This window comes from Paenibacillus larvae subsp. larvae (assembly GCF_002003265.1).
In the GTDB taxonomy this organism is placed as follows: domain Bacteria; phylum Bacillota; class Bacilli; order Paenibacillales; family NBRC-103111; genus Paenibacillus_H; species Paenibacillus_H larvae.
Genome location: NZ_CP019687.1, coordinates 801,653 through 821,450, shown reverse-complemented (window position 1 = coordinate 821,450; position 19,798 = coordinate 801,653). Strand labels below are relative to the sequence as shown.

Genomic DNA, 19,798 nt, shown 5'->3' with positions numbered 1-19,798 from the left:
TTCGATCACGCTACATAATTTCATGAGGTAGAGGCAGTCCCTTACGGTTTAGTTTTCCATTAAGCGTCAATGGTAAATAATCCAATTGTACAAAATAAGCTGGAATCATATATTTTGGCAAAACCTTTGCAAGTTCGTTTATGAGATTTTCCGTGTTTATTGGCTGATCTGACATCAGATAGGCACAAAGAAACTTTATATTTTCGCTATCCGTTATATCTAGAACAACTGCTTCCTGGATACCGTCCAGACAAAGCAATTGCTTCTCAATTTCCCCAAGTTCCACGCGATACCCATTAATCTTTACTTGCTGATCTTTTCGGCCCATGAACTCAATGTATCCTTCGCGATGGAAAATTCCATAGTCCCCCGTGCGGTAAAGCCTTCCATACTCTGAATGTATGATAAATGACTCCTCAGTCTTTGCGGTATCATTGAGATATTCCTTGGCAAGACCGATACCGCCAATATACAATTCTCCTTTTACACCGACGGGACAATGTTTAAGTTCATCATTTAGCACGTAAAACTTCTGATTAGCCAACGGCATACCATAAGGGATAGTTGCCAAATCGGGGTTAATCCCCTTTTCATATATTGGATAATAAATAGACCAAATAGACGCTTCCGTTGCACCACCTAAACTAATTACTTTCGCATTGCTGAAATAACAGTTTACTTTATCTGGCAGATTTAGTGGTATACGATCCCCACTCAGCAATACGAGCCGTAAAGTACTGTTCTTAGATGCAAAATTTTCCCCATTTGTCTGCTTGTAAGAAGACCCACCATATACGTGTTTATCTTCAAGAATATGATCCATCATCAAATCCAAAGTCGACGGCACCGAGTTCCAAACGGTAATCCCATTCTCTTCCACAATCTTACGAATCTCCGTAATATCCCGGTGATTATTTATCATCACCAAAGTTGCCCCGGCTCCAAGGGCACCAAAAATATCATAAACTGATAGATCGAAGCACATCGAGGACAATCCAATAATTCTGTCTTTTTCGTCAACTGCAAACTTACTATTGATATCCTGAATGGTATTTGCAGCTGCTCCATGGGGAATCACAACCCCCTTCGGCCTACCTGTACTGCCTGAAGTATATATTACGTAGGCCGTATCTTTTGGATACTGATCACCCCGCAGATTCTCTTCAGGATAGCTTGCGAGTTGTCGAGTTTCGTAACAGTCCGGGTCTATAACCATTTTGCAATTGCTGTTACTTACCATATAGCTGACCCGGTCTTCCGGATATTCCGGATCAATCGGTACATAGGCTGCCCCCGCTTTTAGAACTCCCAAAATGTTAACAATAGTCCCAATTTTGCGCTCTGCTCGCACTCCGATATGATCATTCCTGCTGACGCCTTGTTCTTTCAAGTAATAGGCCATCTGGTTGGATCGCTTGTTCAGTTCACGGTAGGTTATACAGGTATCCCTGCAGATAACCGCGATTCCATCTGGAACTCGCCTCACTTGTTTGTAAAACAAGTCATGCAATGTCGAATACGCAATCTCTTCATCTGTCTGATTGTAGGCTTCGATTAACGCCTGATCTGACTTTGGAATTTGCGGGTCTGTAGAATGTCCAGAAGGTATCACTGCATCTACATGGGAGAAGGACTCATTTTTATGCTGCCAGTTCAAAGGTTTGGTGATCATGATATGTTCACTCTCCAATACCAATTTTTTATGATTTTTGTACGTATTACGGATTTAGAGTATCTTTAATCTCTGCTTCTAATTCCGAAAGATCATTGAGAGAGATCCCTGAATAATTTGGATCTTCCAGCTCGTTTTCCTTATCAGGATTCAATAAGTGAATACACCTTTCTAATTCTTTAATCGTAGGGTTATTTAATAATTTTCTGACACTTATATTCCATTAATGTTTCCGGAGCCGCGCACAAATCTGAATAGCTTTAACGGAATCTCCTCCAATCTGATAATAGTTATCAGATATTCCAATCTTCTCAATCCCCAAAATGTCCTGCCAAATTTCAGCTATTTTTTTTTGAATTGGTGTACGAGGTTCCACATACTCTACCCCGGTCTGCAACTTCCCGTCTGGCAGCGGCAGTGCTTTCCGGTCTATTTTCCCATTTGGCGTTAGCGGCATACATTCCAACTGCACAAAATAGGATGGAATCATATAGCTTGGCAACTGCCCTGATAATTTCTCTTTCATCTCACTTACTTCAAAAGACTGATTTGCTACGTAATACGCACATAAGGCTTTATCTCTATTCTCATTCTCTTGTGCCAAAACAATGGCTTCCTGTACAGCTTCTATATTCAATAAAGCTGTCTCAATTTCTCCGGTTTCAATGTGGTATACCCGTATCTTCATTCGATTATCAAATCGACCTTTAAACTCCAAGGACCCATTATCTGTCCAGCGAACTATATCTCCTGTACGAAAACATCGCTCATTGTCAATAAACGGACATTGTACAAATTTTTCGGCCGTTAGCTTTGGTTCATTCAAATATCCACGAGCCACGCCATCTCCACCTACAATTAATTCTCCCCATACTCCTACTGGTTGTAAATGTAATGACTGATCCACTACGTAAGCTGTTGAGTTTCGAATTGGGCGGCCTATAGGTACGGCATGGGTCTGTTCGCCATCAATCAGATGAGTAGTAGAAAATGTTGTATTTTCAATAGGACCATACCCATTCACCATTTTTAACGTAGGATTATCACGACGCACTTGATTAATAGGGGATAAAGATAGCGTTTCTCCACCTATAATTAACGTGTTTACATTTTTAAACAAGTGACTGTCTTGCTGGGAAAGTTGATTAAATAATGGTGATGTCAACCACATTGTATTAATGCTATGTTGCTGAATCAGTCTCTTTAATATAGACACATTCATGATGTGTTCATGTTTTGTCAGATACAACTGACCACTATTTAATATGGCGCCCCAAATTTCAAATATAGACGCATCAAATGCAATAGTCCCCGTTTGCAACATACGTGTATTTCTATTTAATTCAACGTAATTCGTATTTTTAACTAAACGAACCACACTTCGATGTTCGACCATAACCCCTTTTGGCTTCCCCGTAGTTCCCGAGGTATAGATGACGTAGGCCAAATGATTGGGCTGTACGATATGTTCCAGATTTGAGCGTTCTTCGTGGTAACTGCTTTCCTCATTAAGATTCACTACAGTTCCGGCAAATGTTACACGATCCTGCAAATGACTTTGGGTCAGTAACAACTTTGTTCCTGAATCCGCTGCCATATACTCAATACGATTTTTCGGGTATTCAGGATCAATGGGCACATATGCTCCGCCTGCTTTGAGGATACCGAGTAGGCCCACGATCATCTCAAGAGAACGATCTACCATTATCCCAACCGGCTGATCAGCTTTCACACCTTTGGCCTGAAGTGTTCTCGCCAGCTGGTTCGCCCTCTCATTCAGCTCTCGATATGTCATTTGTTGTCCTTCATAGACGATCGCTGTTTGATCTGGTACACACTCCGTCTGTTCTTCAAACAACTCATGAATGGTCTTATCTCTTGGATAATCGGCTTTCGTGTTGTTAAATACCTCCAGAATTTGCTTCTGCTCTTCCTCGGTAATTAAGCTTAGATCCTCAATCAGCCTATCCGGATTTTGTGCTATTTGATGCATAAGATGAATGAGGTGCTTTCCTGTTTGTTCTACACTCACCCGGTCGTATACATGTGCATTATATTGAAATTGGACCTGCATTTCGCTTTCCGGTAATACTACTACATTAAAATCATAGTTGGTCTGCTCAATCACCCTTTGTTCCGTAACCTGCAAGCCAAGTCCGGACAGGGTACGTTCCCACCGCTTCTCAACAGGATTATGATCAAATACGATAATATGATCAAATAAGGATAGGCCTCCGGCAGATTCTTTTTGAATCTGGGACAAAGGGAAAAAACCAAATTCATGAGATTGTATCATCTGTTCGTGCATTTGATGCAGGAGAGATTGAAAAGATTGGTTTTCTCCGGTCTGTACCCGGACAGGCAGTGTGTTAATAAACAAGCCGATCATTTGTTCCACTCCAGGTATGGCAGCTGGTCTGCCATTTATAACGGAACCAAACACGACACTATGCTGATCATTATATTTCTGTACAAGGATGCCCCAAATCGTTTGAAAAAGTACGTTTAAGGTAACCTGATTTTGTTGGGCAATCCGTTGCAACTGTTCCGTTACCTCTCTGTCCACTGAAAATCGGTACTCCATAGGTTTATAGGGCAAAGAGGCATCCTTCTTTCTCTGCGGCAATCGGGCCATAGGCTCATAACCATTCAAGTATGTCTTCCAGTAACGGGCCGCTGCTTCTTTATCCTGCTTTTCCAGCCATTTGATATACTGGCTGTTCGGCTGAGCAGGGGACCATTCAACTGCCGCACCCTGCTTTAATGAGTCATAAATACGGAATAACTCGTTGAATATGAGATCCGAACACCAGCCGTCCATCAGGATGTGATGAAAACTAAGCACAATGGTCCATTCGCCCCCGCCGGTCTCCAGCAGGGCCAGCCGGATAAGGGAATCCATTGTTATATCAAATCCCTTCTCCCTGTCCTGTTTCAGAAATTGGCTGATCCATTCATTCTTTATCTCATTGCTTGAACCATCCAGTCTTTTCATACACATGTCAAGAGGTCTTTCACTTAATACAATTTGAAGCGGTTCTTTCAAGTTGTCATATAAAAAAGTGGTTCTGAGCACATCATGGCGCTGAACAAGTCTTTTAAAACTTTTCATCAGCAATTCGGGCTCCAATTCCCCGTAAACGGAAGTTACGACCTGAACAAAGTAAGCGCCCGATTTTGTATCTTCAAGTGAATGAAACAGCATCCCTTCCTGCATAGGGGAAAGGGGGTATATATCTTGAACATGTTCTTTTTGAAAGGTCATCATGTCTCCCACCTTTTTAGATTTTTATTGGTTTAAAGATTGTTCCAGCAGCGCATAGACCTGATCAAGTTCTTTCAGTTCCAGATTTGAACAGGTGAAGTCGTTGGGTGTCCGTTCTGCTTTTTCTTTTTTCAGACAATGATCCATTACATTTAGCAATTGCTGCTTATACAGGTTAGCTACATGAGCCATTGTGCTCTGATGATATTGCTTTCCGCTGTATGAAATTACGAGTTGAAACCGGCCGTGTTGAATATAACTGGTCAAAAAGAGCGGAAAATACAGCTCATTTTCCTCCCCAATATTCCCTTCGCCGTCAGGCCCTAACGATGCTCCGTTACTATATGGGGATTGGGCGAATCTTTCCGAATTCATTCCCTTGTCCAATTGGCCAAGATAATTAAAGCAAATCTCCGGCTCCGGTGAAAAAGAAAGGCCGGAACGCATCTCAGCGGGAGTCAAATACTGTAGCATTTCGTATCCGATTCCCTGATTCGGAATTTTCCGAATATTCTCTTTGACTACCTTTATTTCATGAGATACATCATCCGCATAAGACATGTCCAATATTACGGGACATTGGGAGGTGAACCATCCGACTGTTCTGGAAATATTAACTCCTTTGAGAATATCGTGGCGGCCATGAGATTCCAGATTCAATAAAACCTGTTTTTGCCCGGTCCAACCATGAATAGTCAGGCCTAATGCGGTCAGAAGAATGTCATTGATTTCCGTATGATAGGCCCGGTGAACATCCTTAAGCAATTGCTGCGTTTGTTCCCCGGTTAGTTCCAGCTGGATAGAACGCTTGTCCTTCTCTTTATGTTCTGAAGCTGTTTTGTCTTTAGGCAGGGGAACAGACGATACTTTGCGCTCAAATTCTTTCCAGTATGGAATCTCCTTAAGAAACTCGCCGGAAGCGGAGTATTCCAATAACCTGGTTGTCCAAGTCTGGTAAGAATCTGTTTTACTTGGGAGAACCACTAATTCCCCATGCATGGCCTGTTCATATGTTTTAGACAGATCCTCCAGCAATATGCGAAATGAAACGCCGTCCATAACCAGGTGATGAATGGCCAAAAACAAATGGTCACCTTCCGCCGTACGGAACAGCCCTGCTTGAACTAAAGGCCCTTGGGATAAATCCATGCGGCTCTGTAATCTCTTTATCTCATGGTGAATAAATTGCCCCGCATCCGTTTGCCCAGAAACATCGAAAGTAGAAAAGCCTAACAAATTCCCTTCTATTCCCCGGTTTATCTGCGTAGGAAATGAATCATCAAGCGTATATACCATCCGTAATGCATCATGATGTTCAATTAATTTCATTAGTACCGTCTGCAGAATATCTTGGTTATACCCCTCCGGGTTATATAACAGAACCGACTGGTTCCAATGATGCATGGCCGTGAACTGCTTCTTAAAGAACCAATGTTGAAAAGGAGACAACGGTACTTCGCCTTGAACAATCCCTTGGTCGCATTCTTGTTCAATAAAGGCTACTACAGGTGCAAGGGTGCTAATTGTCGGATTCATCATCAAGTCTTTCATATCCAGCCTTAATTGGTGCTCGTACAATTTAGAAGCCATCTGAATAGCTTTAATGGAGTCTCCGCCAAGCAGGTAGAAATTATCATCGATTCCTACCTCCTCTACTTCCAAGACATCTTTCCATACTTCAGCCAGAAGCAATTCCAACTCATTACGGGGGGCTGTATATTTGGAAGAAGTTTCTTGATTATATTCAGGCAGAAGCAGTTTTTCACGGTCCACTTTTCCGTTCACCGTTAGCGGCATGTTTTCTATACAATAAAAATGATAGGGAACCATATAATGAGGTAATTCGTTTTCCATATAAGAGCGCAGTAAATGTCCGGGTATTTCTTTTTCTGCAACATAATAAGCGGACAAAAACGGGTTCCCCAGTTTATCTTTTTTCACGAGTACAGCAGCTTCTGAAATTCCGGAATGTTTTTGGAGAACCGCTTCTATCTCGCCCAGTTCGATGCGGTATCCCCTAATTTTCACTTGATGGTCCATTCTGCCGCGATATTCTATATTCCCGTCAGACAGCCACCTCGCGTAATCCCCCGTGCAATACAACTTTTCACCGGGAATAAACGGGTTATCGATAAACTTTTCAGCGGTCAGTTCCGGCCGGTTTAGATATCCCCTGGCTAATCCGACGCCGCCAACCCATAGCTGTCCGGATTCACCGGTTGCAACCGGTTGCAGGTTATCATCCAAAATATATACCTGTGTATTACGAATAGGAGTCCCAATAGGGATATGACTTGCATTGCACCATTCCCTAGGCGCTATCCAGTTTGTGGCACATATACTTGTTTCTGTTGGTCCATATGCATTTACATAAGTAACAATTTGGTTCCACTTGTTGACAAGACTCTGTGATGGTGCGGAACCGGCTGTAATGAGTAACCTTAGATCAAAAAGGGATACCGGATCCAGGTATTGAGCATAGGAAGGCGGCAGAGTCATAACTGTAATCGAGTTTTCTCCAAGATAGTTCTGAAATTCACATAGGTTGCTTAGGAGTTCCTTTGACAACACATATAATGTGGCTCCATTCAGTAAAGCCATGAATATTTCCCAAACCGAAGCGTCGAATGAAATGCTGGCAAAAAAACCTATTCTGTCCCGGGGGGATATCCCAAAACTTTCTTCCCAAACCACTTTCAGGTTGGCAATTCCCTTATGCTCGACCATAACCCCCTTTGGTTGGCCGGTAGTCCCTGATGTATAAATCACGTAGGCTATATAAGTTGAACGAAAGAAAATAGCAATCAAAGTCGCACGCACAGCCGGTCAATAATGGCATGAGGATGCTTCATGATTTCATCCATAAATTGCCCGACACGCAGACGGATTTCGGAAACGGCCGAATAGAATACGTTATTGATCACACTGGACTTGAGCCATTTCCAGAGTCCTTCTACGATATTTAACTGAGGGCTGTATGGAGGCAAGTACACAAGCTCAAGCCGATTTTTTTGCGCTTCCAGAAACGGCCGAAGCAGCTTTGCATGATGAATCCGGGCATTGTCCAAAACCAGAGCCAGTTTCCCTGTTGGATAAGTCGCCATGACCTTTTGAAGAAAGGAAAGAAACGTTTCAGCGGTGTACTGTTCATCTTCTTGCCAAACGATGTGTCCCGTTTCATAGTCAACCGTGGCCAGCAGTTTGACCCCACGATGCTTGCCCGTGGTTGGAATGATGCGTTGCTTCCCGCGAAGGAACCAGGTCTTCTGAATCGCCTGGTAGTCCCGGATCATCGACTCATCCTCGAACAGCAAGTGATCAATCTCCTCGTTCAGTAGCTTTTTTTCAGTTCAGGAAAGGTCGTTTCGGTGAAATGGCGTTGTTTCTTGGGATCTGCTGCTGCGAGCGTGTAGGTCGGTTTCGTATAGCTGAGCCCTAGCCGCTCCATGACCTTGGAAATGCCTCGGAGCGAATAGCAATGGCCCCAGTCGCGTTCCACGTACGTGGCAATCAGTTCAAGCGTCCAGTTGTGCTTTGCCGTAAAGCCGACCTCATGGGGAACCGAATAGGCGACGGTTTGTTTCAAGCGATCCTGCTGCTGCTTCGTCAACCGAGTAGGAGCACCTGAGGAATGCTTGATTTGCAAGGCTCCCAGTCCACCGTTCTCGTACGTATGAATGTAACTGCTCACCGTCATTCGGTTTCGATTCAAAATGTCAGCGATCGCCTTCATGGATGTGCCTTTCAAATGCAAATAGATCGCTTGGTAGCGTTCATACATTCGGCGCTCTTTGGTTTGTTGCATGGCTGCCGTTACTTTTGCCAGTTCGGTATGTTTATCCATTGTCATCCCCACTTGTCTATTCTTGATCTGTTTCTTATTCGACAAATGGTTCCTTTTTCCTTGCCAAGGTTTGCTAAGAATATTGATTCAACTTATATAGATCGGTTAACTGAATTTTGACGTTCGGTTTTTCTTTAGGAAAATGCCAGATCGAATCGTCATACAGCAGTACGTGTTCCCCTTCAAAGCGGATATTCTGCGATATTTCCTTCGTGGTAATCAAGATCTTTGCCTGACTATCAGATAACATGTACTGAATTCTATTCCCTGGATAGTCTATATCAATGGGAAGATAACAACCTCCGGCCTTAAGCACAGCGAGAATACTTACGATCATTTCTACAGATTTTTCAAGCATAATGGCGACAACTGTATCGGTAGTTACCTTTCTAGCCATAAGTACTCCGGCTAACTGATTGGCCCTCTCGTTTAATTGGCGGTAGGTTACCTGTTCGTTTTTGAAGACAACCGCGGTTTGATCCGGGTTCCGGTCCACCTGCTGTTCGAACAATTCATGGATTGGCAGACCACAATAGGCAAATTGGTGTTCATACGGTTGTCTACTTATAGAATTCCTTTGTTTATTCAAAGGTCACCCTCCTTTTGAGTTTTTCACTGTTTTTTATCCTTTGAACTGGGCAATCATTCTTGGAAATTGCTAAAGAAGACGATTCACTGTGAGAGCGCTTTAAATAAATGCCTTGGTAAGTCTACTGTAGGATATTTAAACTGCCCCTGCTCCTATTTTAGAGTGATTCCCTATTTTAATCGAACCCAACACTTTGGCTCCCGCATAAATGGTAACGTTTTCATCAATGGTTGAATGTCTTTTCCCCGTTTCCTTTCCTGTACCGCCAAGAGTTACATTTTGATAAATGATTACATTGCTGCCGATGTAAGTTGTTTCACCTATCACTACTCCCATACCATAGTCTATAAATATGGGAGCTCCTATTTTTGCTCAGGATGAATATCCATCCCTGTTATGAATCTATTAAACAAGGAAAGCATGCGTGGCAGTAGAAAAAAATGACTCCGATACAGTAAATGCGCAATTCGATGCATGATTATAGCGTGAAAACCCGGATAGCATAAGATGAATTTCCAGCTTATTTCGGGCGGCCGGGTCCTTTTCCAAAATAAAGTGAACATCTTTTCTTAGTTCCTTTATCATGACTCCCCCTCACTTCTAAGTAAGATGATAAATCTCTTACACATACGAGGAATCATAGTAAAGCGGCAGGAAAAACAACGGAAGCTTTAAATGAACTGCTAAATGGTCAATTAACTCTGACCATTTTGGAAATGTTTGAAATCTTGCTTCACTCAAAATTCTAACCTTGGTTCGATTTGGCTTGCTAAATATAAATTTAGATACGTTCTGTTTATTTAACTAATCCCAAACCTCCTTTATAAACTGTATTCAAGGGGTTTTTGATAGATAGAGAATTCATAAAATAAGTAAATTATTAAAAATTGTATAACCCTTCATAAAGTAGTGAGCGATAATAATGAAAAATAATCTCCCCTTGACAATTTCATTCTATCAAAATTGTATACAATTTGTATTCTCTATTTTTGTCGATTTTGTGCCTCTTTCAGTGGTTAGAGCGCTTCCGAATGGGATAATTTACTATATAAGTCAATAAGTAGGTATATCGATTAGAAACAGATTAATCAGCACAAATATCGTGGGAGGATTATTAGTAAAGAGCTGCCCCTTCAAGTAAGAAAACCCACTTCTGAGACAGCCTGGTTTTAAGAATTTATAATTCAGCCTTTTTCCAGTAGATACCAAGGAGGGCTATTTCTATTTAAAGTAATTCATCGTCATAGCCTCTCTTACTTCTTCCATAGTACTGCAGGTTATTGAACGTGCTTTCCTGGTTCCTTCATAGACTATTTCTTTAACTGTTCCTAGATGAGCTGCGTAATAAGCTCTTCGTTCCCGCATCCGCATCAGAAGGAATTCAAGAGAATCCGTAAGAAGAGCCTTACAATGTATACACCCTATTTTTCCCAGGGAATCCTCCCTTAAGTCTGGGCTTCTTCACCGGAACAACCGTTGCCTTAAATACGGTAATATCAGCCGCCTGACTGACCGGATAACCGAGAAATCCGTAATACATGTCCTGATAACCTTTATCCTTCGATTCAATTTTCACTGTCAGGTTATGGCTTAGCGCAGACACCGTTACGAACATGGAATAAAATACCTTCAGTTCGGCTATCTCCAGAACAAGCGATTGTACAATGATGGCAGACTGATCCGGATGGATACCTGCGGCTAGGTAATCTAAGGCAATTTCGAATAGATGCTGTTTGACAAGACTAGGTTGATCAAAGTGGGTTGTCGGTCCTGCACATCAGCAAGCAGAAGAAAGGTCTCGCACCTGCTCTGCAGTTCTACACGGCTGTGCAGACTTCCAATATAATGGCCAAGATGGAGTTTTCCGGTTACCCAGTCCCCTGTTAACAACGTTCTTTGTTCATAGTTAATCCTCCTCAAAAGTCTAATGAAAAGCCGTTGTTTCTTTTGCAGATATAATCGAGTAAACCACCGCCAACCGTCCTCCATTGGCCATTACCCCTTAAATTAATCCTCGAGAAAAAGCAAAAAAGGGGCTGTCTGTGAAACAGCCACGGCTTATAAATCAACTTGATCTTTGTACAAAAAGGTCGAGTCAGAGCTCATATTGGCTCTCGAACTCGACCTTTTTGGTTCATCGTCTGTCACCCCAGCAGATTATGGGCAAGCGAAAGCCACCCGACCTCCAGGCTTACTTTCGCTAAGCTGCGAAGCAGGAATTGTCTGAATCCCCGGTTATTTTTCATTTGCCCGAATACACTCTCCGGTTCTACCATACGTCGAACCGAAAAAGCGTATCCTTTTTCACTGCGCAGTTTTTCTATTGAATATACAAATGGTGGGTGTCACTTCCATTTTACTAAAGAACGGTTTTCTTTTGTTTTACAATCTTGAGAAAAGAATCATCCCTCTTCTGTCATTTCCAATGATTTTGGGACAGCCCCTTACCCGCGGTGTCACCTTTCGTTCTCCCGTCTATAGCCGGAGTCGCTCTTTCATTAAGTACGAAAAGCTATGTACATATGTATCAAGCTATCGATACTCTTCTCCTGGTAACGGTGAGAATCTCGGGCTCACGTACTTGATTACCGTTCCATGAGCTAACTCCGAAGTCCATTCGGCTACAGGGACTATCCGGTTTACACCACCCACTGGCTCTCTGGTTAGTCTGACTGCAGCTTACTTACTCTTCATCCCAGTTGTTACTAAAGCTTTCACATTTTTCCTCATCATGCGCCTGTTCTTGTAGAATTGTCAATCATCGAACAAATTCATTGTTTATCAAGGCCACCCCAAACAAGAAAAAACCTTTTCAGCTGACTTAAATTCTGCTAAAAAGGCGGGAAGGCAATTCCAGAAAATTTTATATAAGACTGAACGATTCTTAGATGCAGCTCATTAAGCATAGACCATATGGAGCAATCGTTTGGTTTCATTCTGTTCGTGGTCTGCTTCATGAAGCCCTTGTTCGGCAAAACAATGGCGGCAGTGTTCTTCCGTTGTACATTCGTGATTTTTTTCACAATTGTAGCAAAATTGAAGCATATATTTGCTTACCAAATCTTCTTGAACAGCTGGTTTCATTTTAATCACTCCTTTTCTTCTTTACATCTATAGATTAACATACATTTCAAATATTATATGTGATTTTTTTCACATTCTTAACCAGGATGACATTGTCCTCCTATTCAAACAATCGAACCTTAATTTCCGGTGACAATTGAGTCAAATAAGCAACAAGCTGGCCGCTGTGGTGTACGAGATGGGAAAGAATCTGAAACAGCCATTCAAAGTGCGAATAAGGGTCTGTTTATTTGTCTGAGGCTTTCAAACCAGATGATCTTCCCTCATAAGTTTCATTTTTTCGGATAGATTTTACAATGCCTATTTTACTTGAATTTTTATAAAATGGCAGCTAAAAAATTTACTCTGCATAAAAGATGGTATATGTTTTAATTGACTGAACGCTTGGTATGTAAAAGAGTCAGATTCTAACTGGAAGCGAATGAAGATTTTCGAAAAACATGGCAGTATTCTAACGTTATGTATACTATGCTAGGTTTTTTGATAGAATCCATAACGGATACCTCATGGGAAGAATGGACACAAAAGCGGATACTTGCCCCACTTGGCATGCAGAATACTTACCTGACCTTAGAAGAAGTAAAACAGACAGAAAATTATGCCCTTCCTTATGTAAAGTAGACGGACAAAATACGGAAATTCCTTTTTCGACAGATGTAGCGGGTACTGCCGGGGCATTGCAGACTTCAGTCGCGGATTTGGCGAAATGGGTTTCCTTCCAGCTAAACCAAGGTAATGCTAAGGAGAACAGGCTTATTTCAAAAGAGAGGCTGGCGGAAACACATTTCCCGAACATGATCACAGGTCCCGGTAAATTTCCCGAAATCCCCTTCTCTACCTACGGGCTTGGCTGGTTTATTGATATATTCCGCGGACACCGCATGATCCACCACTCAGGCAGTATTGACGGTTTTTATGCTCATATGTCTTTTATGCCCGATGATAACATTGGTATTGTGGCTCTTGTAAACAGGGAATCGACACTTTTGACGGATTGTATAGCTTACCATATTTATGACGAATGGCTGGGTGTGAAACAAGTGGGCTGGAATCAGCGTTTTAAGCAAAAACAAAAGGAACTTGATGACATGGTAATGGTAACAGACGACCTCATGTCATCTGTTATGGAACAACCGGAGCCAGCTTCCCTGCCCCTTAAGGACTATACCGGAGTCTATGAGCACCCTGCATACGAAAAAATAGAAATCATAATGAATGGTGATGACCTTAGCATGACGTTCCGAACGTTCAAGTGGGAGTTAATTCATGATAAGAGTAACATTTTTCTTTCCGAGGCAGGACTGCCTGTAACATTTTCAGTGAACCCCGCCGGAATGGCCAAAAGCTTACAACTGCCTCTGGAACCAACTGTACAGGAGATTGTTTTTTTGAAAAAGAAAAGCTGAAAGAAAAAAGCGGTCTAACCGGCCGCTTTAAACTGTTTAGAAACCATATAAGGAGCAAATGGCTTGTAAACAGAGGCGGGATATATCCCGAAGAGCTTACGTCCCCTTTGGAATCCGTGAAAATATTGTTAAAAGACATAAGATAAAATGGTATGCTAAAATAGTATATAAGCACGTTTTACAGAAAGGAATAAACAATACCTGGTACCATTTTCATATACTCAATCCAAACTATAAACAAACGGAGGATATAATTAGTGAATGCTGAATTGCAAACAGAAAGATTAAGACTTTGTCAAATAAAAATTAACGATGCACCCGCTTTATTTTCTTTTTGGTCTGACCCTGATGTTACACAATTTATGAATATTGCACCGTTTCAGCATGTTGACCAAGCAGTGGAAATGATTCATTTTCTGAGTAAATTGACGTCAGAACGTAAAGCAATCCGTTATTCTATATTTTTGAAAAAGACGGATCAGATTATTGGTTCTTGTGGCTTTAATTATTTTGACTTTGAAAACGCCAGAGCGGAAATTGCCTACGATTTAGGCAAAGATTTTTGGGGGAAAGGTTTTGCTCCTGAAGCTGTTCTGGCTTTATTACATTATGCATATAACGATTTAAACCTAAACAGAATTGAAGCAAAAGTAGAACCCCAGAATAAGAACTCGATCAAACTTCTGAATAAACTCGGTTTTTCATTTGAGGGTACATTAAGACAATACGAGAAATCCAGAAGAAACTTTATTGACCTTCACATGTATTCAAAATTGAAAAACGAGTATACTGAATGGGCAAGTCAATGGAATCGTAACTAAAGTAAAAAAAGAGCCATAAAACAATATCCGATTTATGGGCTCTTCTATCTATCCTTTCTTAACAGCAGATTGATAGAGTGAATCTTTGGCTTGGTTAAACTGGTCTGTTTCTTTATTGAGTTTATTTTTAAGCTCGTTTACTTTCTGATAAGAATCATTATAAGAAGTTACCTTAGTCTTGATTTCATTTAAGTCGGTAGGAACTTTTTCAAAGCTTTTTACTAACTCTTCTTCTTGTTCAAAGGCTTTCTCGTAAGCTCCATAAAGGTCCCCAAAAGTTTTTATTCTATCTTGGTAAGCCTGATTCATTTTTACAGCTTTTTCTTTTAATTCCCCGCTTTTAATTTTGCCGATCTCACTATCAATGCCTTTCAGTCTTTCTTCCGCCTGTGTAATGCCTGTTTTTTTCTGGTCTAGCAGTTGCTTTCTTTGTTCAATATTTCCTTTCCATTCTTTCAATGTTTCTTCCGGCGGTTTTTTGTCAGCTTTCCCTTTTTCCAAAAGAAGCTGATACGTTTGCTGGCCTTTCTTCTCTTCCCCGGCCAGCGTTACAAGCTGATCCTGGCCATTATTTTCGGCCTCCAGAGCCTTCGAGTAAGTGCTTAAAGTATGATCTATAGGCTGCGAGCAGCCTGTTAAACCAAATATTACTGATGCTGCTATTATGCTGAATGTGATTTTCCGTAAGTCCAAGCTAATCTCCTCTTTTCTACTTTCTTTGATCCACTATACTGTTTTAACTAGAGGCGGTTATCATGATGGAAGTTTAAGGGAAATGCTCCTTTTCGTTGTATGCTTCAAACTTATTTGTGGCAAAATGTCTAGTGTTGTTTTTTTCTCATGAAACAAGATGACTTCCACATCGCGGTGAAAATTGGGAATCACATTGTTCATTATCCTAGCCGGATGATCCAAATATTTCCAGTCCTCCGAATCAATAGTCCAGTCCCAAAGTTTAAATCCAGCGTTCGCAATATCCCCCCGGAATGCCTCCCCGATTTGCGGAGCGCTGCCGTAAGGTGCTCTTATCAAGTGGGGATCAGACCCGGTTATCTTTTTTATTAATGCTGCAGTTTTCTTGTTTTCTTCAATAAAATTGGCCGATCCCCCGCTTTTATACAAACGCTTATAATCATGGGTAAAGCTGTGAAGACCCGCATAATGACCCTCTTCCACTACCCGTTTCATATTCGCTTCCCGTTCGGGCGTCATATTTTGTCCTACCATAAAGAAAGTGGCTTTCACGTTATTTTGCTTTAAAACATCCAGGAATTCCCCCTGATACGGGCTCGGTCCGTCGTCGAAAGTCAGGTATACGATTTTACGTTTTACCCCGCCGTATTCAATGGGAGAATTTTTATTCATATTCACGACCTCATAAGCGGGGAAAGAAGCCGGTGTTTCGTGATGTTCTTTGGCATCTACGGATAGAACGACTGATGAAAATAAGGAATATATACCGATCCCGATTAGCAGACATACTACAGCCAGTAAAGTACGTCCCACTATTTTTTTCCTTCTTGCTTTATCACTTCTTTGTCTCATGAAATCTACCTTCTTTTTATTTTATTATTCAATCTATGTAACTAGTAAACTCATTTCCTACTCTACTACACATAAAAAAAAGGATCGTTACAACCAAGTTACAATGTTCGACAAGGATGAATGAATGTTACGCTCACCGTTTTTTTCCTGGCGCCCGTCTCTTCCGGCGTGCCGTGCTGCACGGAGGGTGTTCAGACCCCATGGTTCTTATATGAAACTTTAGCCGCAAAACATAATCTATTAATCTATTCTTGACTATAGTAATGTATGGTAATTTATGATATTTTTATGAAAAGGAGGTGAGATTACAGGAGCAGCGGGGGAGTGTTTAAAGGTTGAAGAAGAAAGGAGACTCAGGTCATGAGAAAATGGATGGTGACTTGTACGGCGGCATTAACCTTATTATGCTCTTCCTTTGCTTTTCAAGCTGAAGCCCGGTCTGAAAGATACGTATCCAAGCCCAAACTGACTTTCCCGGTCATTAGCGACATCCATGTTCAATCCTGGGATAGCCGCTCGCATGATAAATTTAAGGCGGCCCTGCAGGATTTACACCGCATTAATCCCAAAGCTGACGCCATGGTGATCAATGGGGATCTGACGGATGGAAAAATAGCGGATTACACAAAACTCAAAGAACTGCTGAAGGAGGTCCCTCATCCCGGCAACATGTTCTATACTATCGGGAATCACGAGTTTTATCAGGCTTGGACGAACGCTGACGGAAAGTGGAGTCCGGATACGTTTCCTAATGGAATCACAGATCGGGAATCGATCACCCGGTTCCTACAATTTGCAAAGCAGCCCAAAGTATATTACGAGAAAAAAGTAAAGGGCTATTCGTTTCTTTTCCTTGGGTCCGAACAATATAGGCAGTCTAACCCTGATAATCTTGAGGATGCCTATTTATCCGATGAGCAGCTTAGCTGGCTTGACCATATGTTGGAGAATCGAAGCAAAAACAAAAAACCTGTCTTCGTGTTTTTACATCAACCTCTTCCGGATACCGTATCCGGAACCTCCTTTTGCTGTGTAAACAACCGTGCGGTAATACAACATGAAGCACTCAAAAAGATTCTTTCCAAATACTCCGAAGTATTTTTTTTCAGTGGTCATACACATTGGGAATTGAAACTGCCCCGAACGCTGGTCCGGGATACGTTCACGATGATAAACTCTTCTTCGGTCTATCAGTTGTGGACAGAGAATAACGCGGGAGGAGAAACGATGGTAGACCCAAAAGAAAGTGAGGGGCTTTATGTCGAGGTCTTTGAGGATCACGTTTCAATCAAGGGACGAGATTTCTACCGGAACCGGTGGATTCCGGAAGCCCAATTCTCAGTGCCTATAGCTAGAAAATAAGGATTCCCCCTACTCAAACAGCAGTAATGTGACATTTAACGAATTCGCCATACTAAAAGCCCGCTGAGTTAAGTCTGAAGTGCCCCCTGTCAAGTAGACAGTGTAAAAAAACAAAAACAGTTAGTTTGTTTCCCTCAGTTCTGTTAAATTGAACTGAGGGTTTTATTTTCTTCTCTCATTTTTATGCAGCTTGTTTTCGATATTCGCTGGGAGACAGGCCACTTAAACGCTCTGTATAGCGGTAATTGTTGTAGTAGTGGATATAATTTCTCACGTCTTTGAGAACGTCTTCATAGGTGTCGTGTTTCCTTAGATAAAAGCTTTCTGCCTTAAATGTACCCCAAAATCGTTCAATGGTTGATTATCTAGACATCGGCTCACCCGAGACATACTTTTAGTAAAACCGTACTTAAGCTGAAGTAGACTGTATTCATGTGAAGTATACTGGAAGCCTTTGTCGCTATGCAGAAGTGGAGTCCTCCAGTAGGCCTTATTCACCGTATCCATGACGAGTTTTTTGTTGTTGGAGGGGCTTAACACCCATGAAACGATGGAGTTATCGTATACATCAACGATAGCACTCAGATAGGCTTTACGACCATTCCCATACTTCAATTCTGTGACATCTGTGCACCACTTTAAATTGGGAGAGTCCGCGTGAAACCCGCGGTTCATCCCATTTTCAGCCACATGTATTGCAGAGGATTTCACGTAATTCGGTCGTTTCCTGCGAATCACCGCTTTTAATTCAAGAGCGCGCATGATTCGATAATAACGTTTTTTGTTGTAACTCTTTTTGAGTTTCCGGTTCAATTGTGTGCGGATTTGACGATAACCAAGTACACCCTTTCTCTTGTCATAGAGAAGTTTCGCTTCCTTCGCCAATGAAAGGATTTCAAGTTCCCTGATGGATGGTTTCCATTTTAGCCATTTATAATAGGCAGATCGAGCGACTCCGGCTAGCTTGCACAGCTTCGTGACGGCATAGCCTTTCTCAGCGTGCAGTTCTTGGATAGCTTGATACCAGTCTGCATGTCGGACTAACGTTAGCGTGTATGTCGTCGCCGGATCTCTGCCAACTTTTTTGCCAGAGCGTTCTCCATTTCTAAATACTCGTTCCGTGCTTCTAATTCTTTGATCCGAAGCTTGAGTCGTTCATGATCATCCAACTCTTCCGCAGGCTTGTTACGACCGCGATTGTCCTTGAGGGCTTCCTCACCGCCAGATTTATATTTACGAACCCATGCGTACACCTGTGAATAAGAAACATCATATTTCTCCATGGATTTCTGATAATCCAGATCGTTTGCGATCGTATACTGTGCAATTTCAATGCGTTCTTCGAAAGTGGTTTTACGTCCTTTGTTCATACGAGATACTTTACGAGTAGATTTTATTTCTACCCCATTAGTATACTTGGAGATCCATCTCGTCAAAACACTTTTACTAGAAATATGATACTTCTTTGTCGCCTCTCGTATAGAATGACTACCGGATAATACATCTCTGATTGCAGCCAGCTGCAGATCCTCTGAGTAAGCTTTACATCCTCTGGATTCCTTTAATCCGTCAAGACCATCTGCTTTATACTTCCTTACCCAATCTGTTACCGTGTTTTTGTCTATTCCCAGCTGTTTCGCCTCATAACTTGGGTTTGTCTCATTCTGAAGACATCGCTTTACGACACGTAGCTTTACCTCTAAAGAAGTTGGACTCCTTTTGGACATTGTAAAAACTCCCATCATTGTAGAGTAGATGTTTTTGTTTTTTCTACTGTCTACTATGAGGGGAGCATATCAAGTCTCAGCGGGCTTTGTCCAGTTCTTTATGAAGGCTCGTCCTGTTTCCAAGAAAGCCAGTCATTAAGTTCCATAATTTCAATAAATTTAACTAAACGTGGAAGCAAAGGCTCTGCTTCTTCACCAAACTCTTCGTAAACCCGATCAGCAATTTGCTGTACTGTCCGGGTTCCCTCGCACTGCCGGATAACTGCTGCTCCCAACGGGTCCAGATGGATATTGTGGGTCGGAGGCTGCTTCATCCATTTAACAGATAAGCGCTCGAGCCAATTTTTGCGTTCGATCTCGACACGACTTTGGTCTTCCTCCGAAACGAATCGGATATGATCTTTTAACATTGGTTTCATATCCAGAAGATTGCGGTCTTCTGCGGTTTTTCTTCTCACTGATTTTAGAAAGCTCATCATTTCC

General features: G+C 41.8%; 18 protein-coding genes and 4 pseudogenes. 4 read left to right on the top strand and 18 right to left on the bottom strand.

From position 1 onward, the window contains the following. Positions 1-10: 10 nt before the first annotated feature. The 12 genes and pseudogenes from BXP28_RS25520 to BXP28_RS04400 all read right to left on the bottom strand — a co-directional run bounded on the left by BXP28_RS25520 (position 11) and on the right by BXP28_RS04400 (position 12,454). Positions 11-286, bottom strand: coding sequence for an AMP-binding enzyme (locus BXP28_RS25520; RefSeq protein ID WP_407074287.1), 276 nt, complete (start codon positions 284-286; stop codon positions 11-13). Next, a pseudogene (locus BXP28_RS04440) lies at positions 284-1,672 on the bottom strand (amino acid adenylation domain-containing protein); the annotation flags it as partial. The pseudogene BXP28_RS04440 and the gene BXP28_RS25520, both read right to left, overlap by 3 nt. A gap of 223 nt (positions 1,673-1,895) precedes the next feature. After that, the gene (locus BXP28_RS04435; RefSeq protein ID WP_077584917.1) at positions 1,896-4,940 is read right to left on the bottom strand and encodes a non-ribosomal peptide synthetase; all 3,045 of its coding nucleotides are present in this window, start codon (positions 4,938-4,940) and stop codon (positions 1,896-1,898) included. A gap of 21 nt (positions 4,941-4,961) precedes the next feature. Continuing rightward, positions 4,962-6,878 carry a condensation domain-containing protein gene (locus tag BXP28_RS04430; protein ID WP_437435897.1) on the bottom strand — a complete coding sequence of 639 codons (1,917 nt, stop codon included), beginning with the start codon at positions 6,876-6,878 and terminating at the stop codon, positions 4,962-4,964. Positions 6,879-6,941: 63 nt separating this feature from the next. After that, positions 6,942-7,712, bottom strand: a pseudogene (locus tag BXP28_RS25515) (amino acid adenylation domain-containing protein); the annotation flags it as partial. Positions 7,713-7,741: 29 nt separating this feature from the next. After that, positions 7,742-8,787 (bottom strand): IS630 family transposase gene (locus BXP28_RS04425; RefSeq protein ID WP_096761125.1). Its coding sequence is split into 2 segments (ribosomal slippage): positions 7,742-8,281 and positions 8,284-8,787, totalling 1,044 coding nucleotides; the frame shifts between segments, so codons are not numbered across the junction. Between the two features lie 67 nt (positions 8,788-8,854). Beyond that, positions 8,855-9,370 carry an AMP-binding protein gene (locus BXP28_RS04420; RefSeq protein WP_036654122.1) on the bottom strand — a complete coding sequence of 172 codons (516 nt, stop codon included), beginning with the start codon at positions 9,368-9,370 and terminating at the stop codon, positions 8,855-8,857. A 138-nt stretch (positions 9,371-9,508) separates the two neighbouring features. Then, a pseudogene (gene epsC / locus BXP28_RS04415) lies at positions 9,509-9,955 on the bottom strand (serine O-acetyltransferase EpsC); the annotation flags it as partial. 820 nt (positions 9,956-10,775) lie between these two features. Continuing rightward, positions 10,776-11,060, bottom strand: coding sequence for a hypothetical protein (locus BXP28_RS23880; protein WP_250645406.1), 285 nt, complete (start codon positions 11,058-11,060; stop codon positions 10,776-10,778). A 17-nt stretch (positions 11,061-11,077) separates the two neighbouring features. Continuing rightward, positions 11,078-11,359, bottom strand: a complete 282-nt coding sequence (locus BXP28_RS23875) for a hypothetical protein (protein WP_024094171.1) — start codon at positions 11,357-11,359, stop codon at positions 11,078-11,080. Positions 11,360-11,514: 155 nt separating this feature from the next. Then, positions 11,515-11,652 (bottom strand): annotated as a pseudogene (locus tag BXP28_RS04405) (transposase); the annotation flags it as partial. Positions 11,653-12,268: 616 nt separating this feature from the next. Then, positions 12,269-12,454: a hypothetical protein gene (locus BXP28_RS04400; RefSeq protein WP_024094172.1), complete on the bottom strand. Its 186-nt coding sequence runs from the start codon at positions 12,452-12,454 to the stop codon at positions 12,269-12,271. Positions 12,455-12,913: 459 nt separating this feature from the next. On the opposite strand from BXP28_RS04400, the gene BXP28_RS24945 reads away from it, so the two are divergent. The 3 genes from BXP28_RS24945 (at position 12,914) to BXP28_RS04385 (ending at position 14,681) form a co-directional block, all read left to right on the top strand. Continuing rightward, the gene (locus BXP28_RS24945) at positions 12,914-13,075 is read left to right on the top strand and encodes a serine hydrolase (RefSeq protein ID WP_077584916.1); all 162 of its coding nucleotides are present in this window, start codon (positions 12,914-12,916) and stop codon (positions 13,073-13,075) included. A 56-nt stretch (positions 13,076-13,131) separates the two neighbouring features. Beyond that, positions 13,132-13,860: a DUF3471 domain-containing protein gene (locus BXP28_RS04390; protein ID WP_367869695.1), complete on the top strand. Its 729-nt coding sequence runs from the start codon at positions 13,132-13,134 to the stop codon at positions 13,858-13,860. Between the two features lie 257 nt (positions 13,861-14,117). Beyond that, positions 14,118-14,681: a GNAT family N-acetyltransferase gene (locus tag BXP28_RS04385; RefSeq protein WP_023484993.1), complete on the top strand. Its 564-nt coding sequence runs from the start codon at positions 14,118-14,120 to the stop codon at positions 14,679-14,681. 48 nt (positions 14,682-14,729) lie between these two features. On the opposite strand, the gene BXP28_RS04380 is transcribed toward BXP28_RS04385, so the two are convergent. Together BXP28_RS04380 and BXP28_RS04375 are read right to left on the bottom strand one after the other, a co-directional pair. Continuing rightward, positions 14,730-15,374, bottom strand: coding sequence for a YkyA family protein (locus tag BXP28_RS04380; protein WP_023484992.1), 645 nt, complete (start codon positions 15,372-15,374; stop codon positions 14,730-14,732). Positions 15,375-15,434: 60 nt separating this feature from the next. Beyond that, on the bottom strand, positions 15,435-16,226 hold the full coding sequence (locus BXP28_RS04375; RefSeq protein WP_077584914.1) for a polysaccharide deacetylase family protein: 792 nt from the start codon (positions 16,224-16,226) through the stop codon (positions 15,435-15,437). Positions 16,227-16,586: 360 nt separating this feature from the next. Between BXP28_RS04375 and BXP28_RS04370 the strand changes: the two genes are divergently transcribed. After that, positions 16,587-17,588, top strand: a complete 1,002-nt coding sequence (locus tag BXP28_RS04370; protein ID WP_023484990.1) for a metallophosphoesterase family protein — start codon at positions 16,587-16,589, stop codon at positions 17,586-17,588. A gap of 181 nt (positions 17,589-17,769) precedes the next feature. Here BXP28_RS04370 and BXP28_RS24940 read toward each other — a convergent pair whose 3' ends face one another. The 4 genes from BXP28_RS24940 to BXP28_RS04350 form a co-directional block, all read right to left on the bottom strand. Next, positions 17,770-17,943 (bottom strand): IS3 family transposase, encoded by a 174-nt coding sequence (locus tag BXP28_RS24940; RefSeq protein ID WP_077584913.1) that lies wholly within the window; start codon positions 17,941-17,943, stop codon positions 17,770-17,772. Continuing rightward, the gene (locus BXP28_RS04360) at positions 17,898-18,593 is read right to left on the bottom strand and encodes an IS3 family transposase (protein ID WP_313769640.1); all 696 of its coding nucleotides are present in this window, start codon (positions 18,591-18,593) and stop codon (positions 17,898-17,900) included. The genes BXP28_RS24940 and BXP28_RS04360 overlap by 46 nt, the downstream gene beginning before the upstream one ends. Positions 18,594-18,634: 41 nt before the next feature. Further along, the gene (locus BXP28_RS04355; protein WP_036654089.1) at positions 18,635-19,315 is read right to left on the bottom strand and encodes a helix-turn-helix domain-containing protein; all 681 of its coding nucleotides are present in this window, start codon (positions 19,313-19,315) and stop codon (positions 18,635-18,637) included. Between the two features lie 98 nt (positions 19,316-19,413). After that, positions 19,414-19,791 carry a PqqD family protein gene (locus BXP28_RS04350; RefSeq protein WP_046655158.1) on the bottom strand — a complete coding sequence of 126 codons (378 nt, stop codon included), beginning with the start codon at positions 19,789-19,791 and terminating at the stop codon, positions 19,414-19,416. Positions 19,792-19,798: the final 7 nt, after the last annotated feature.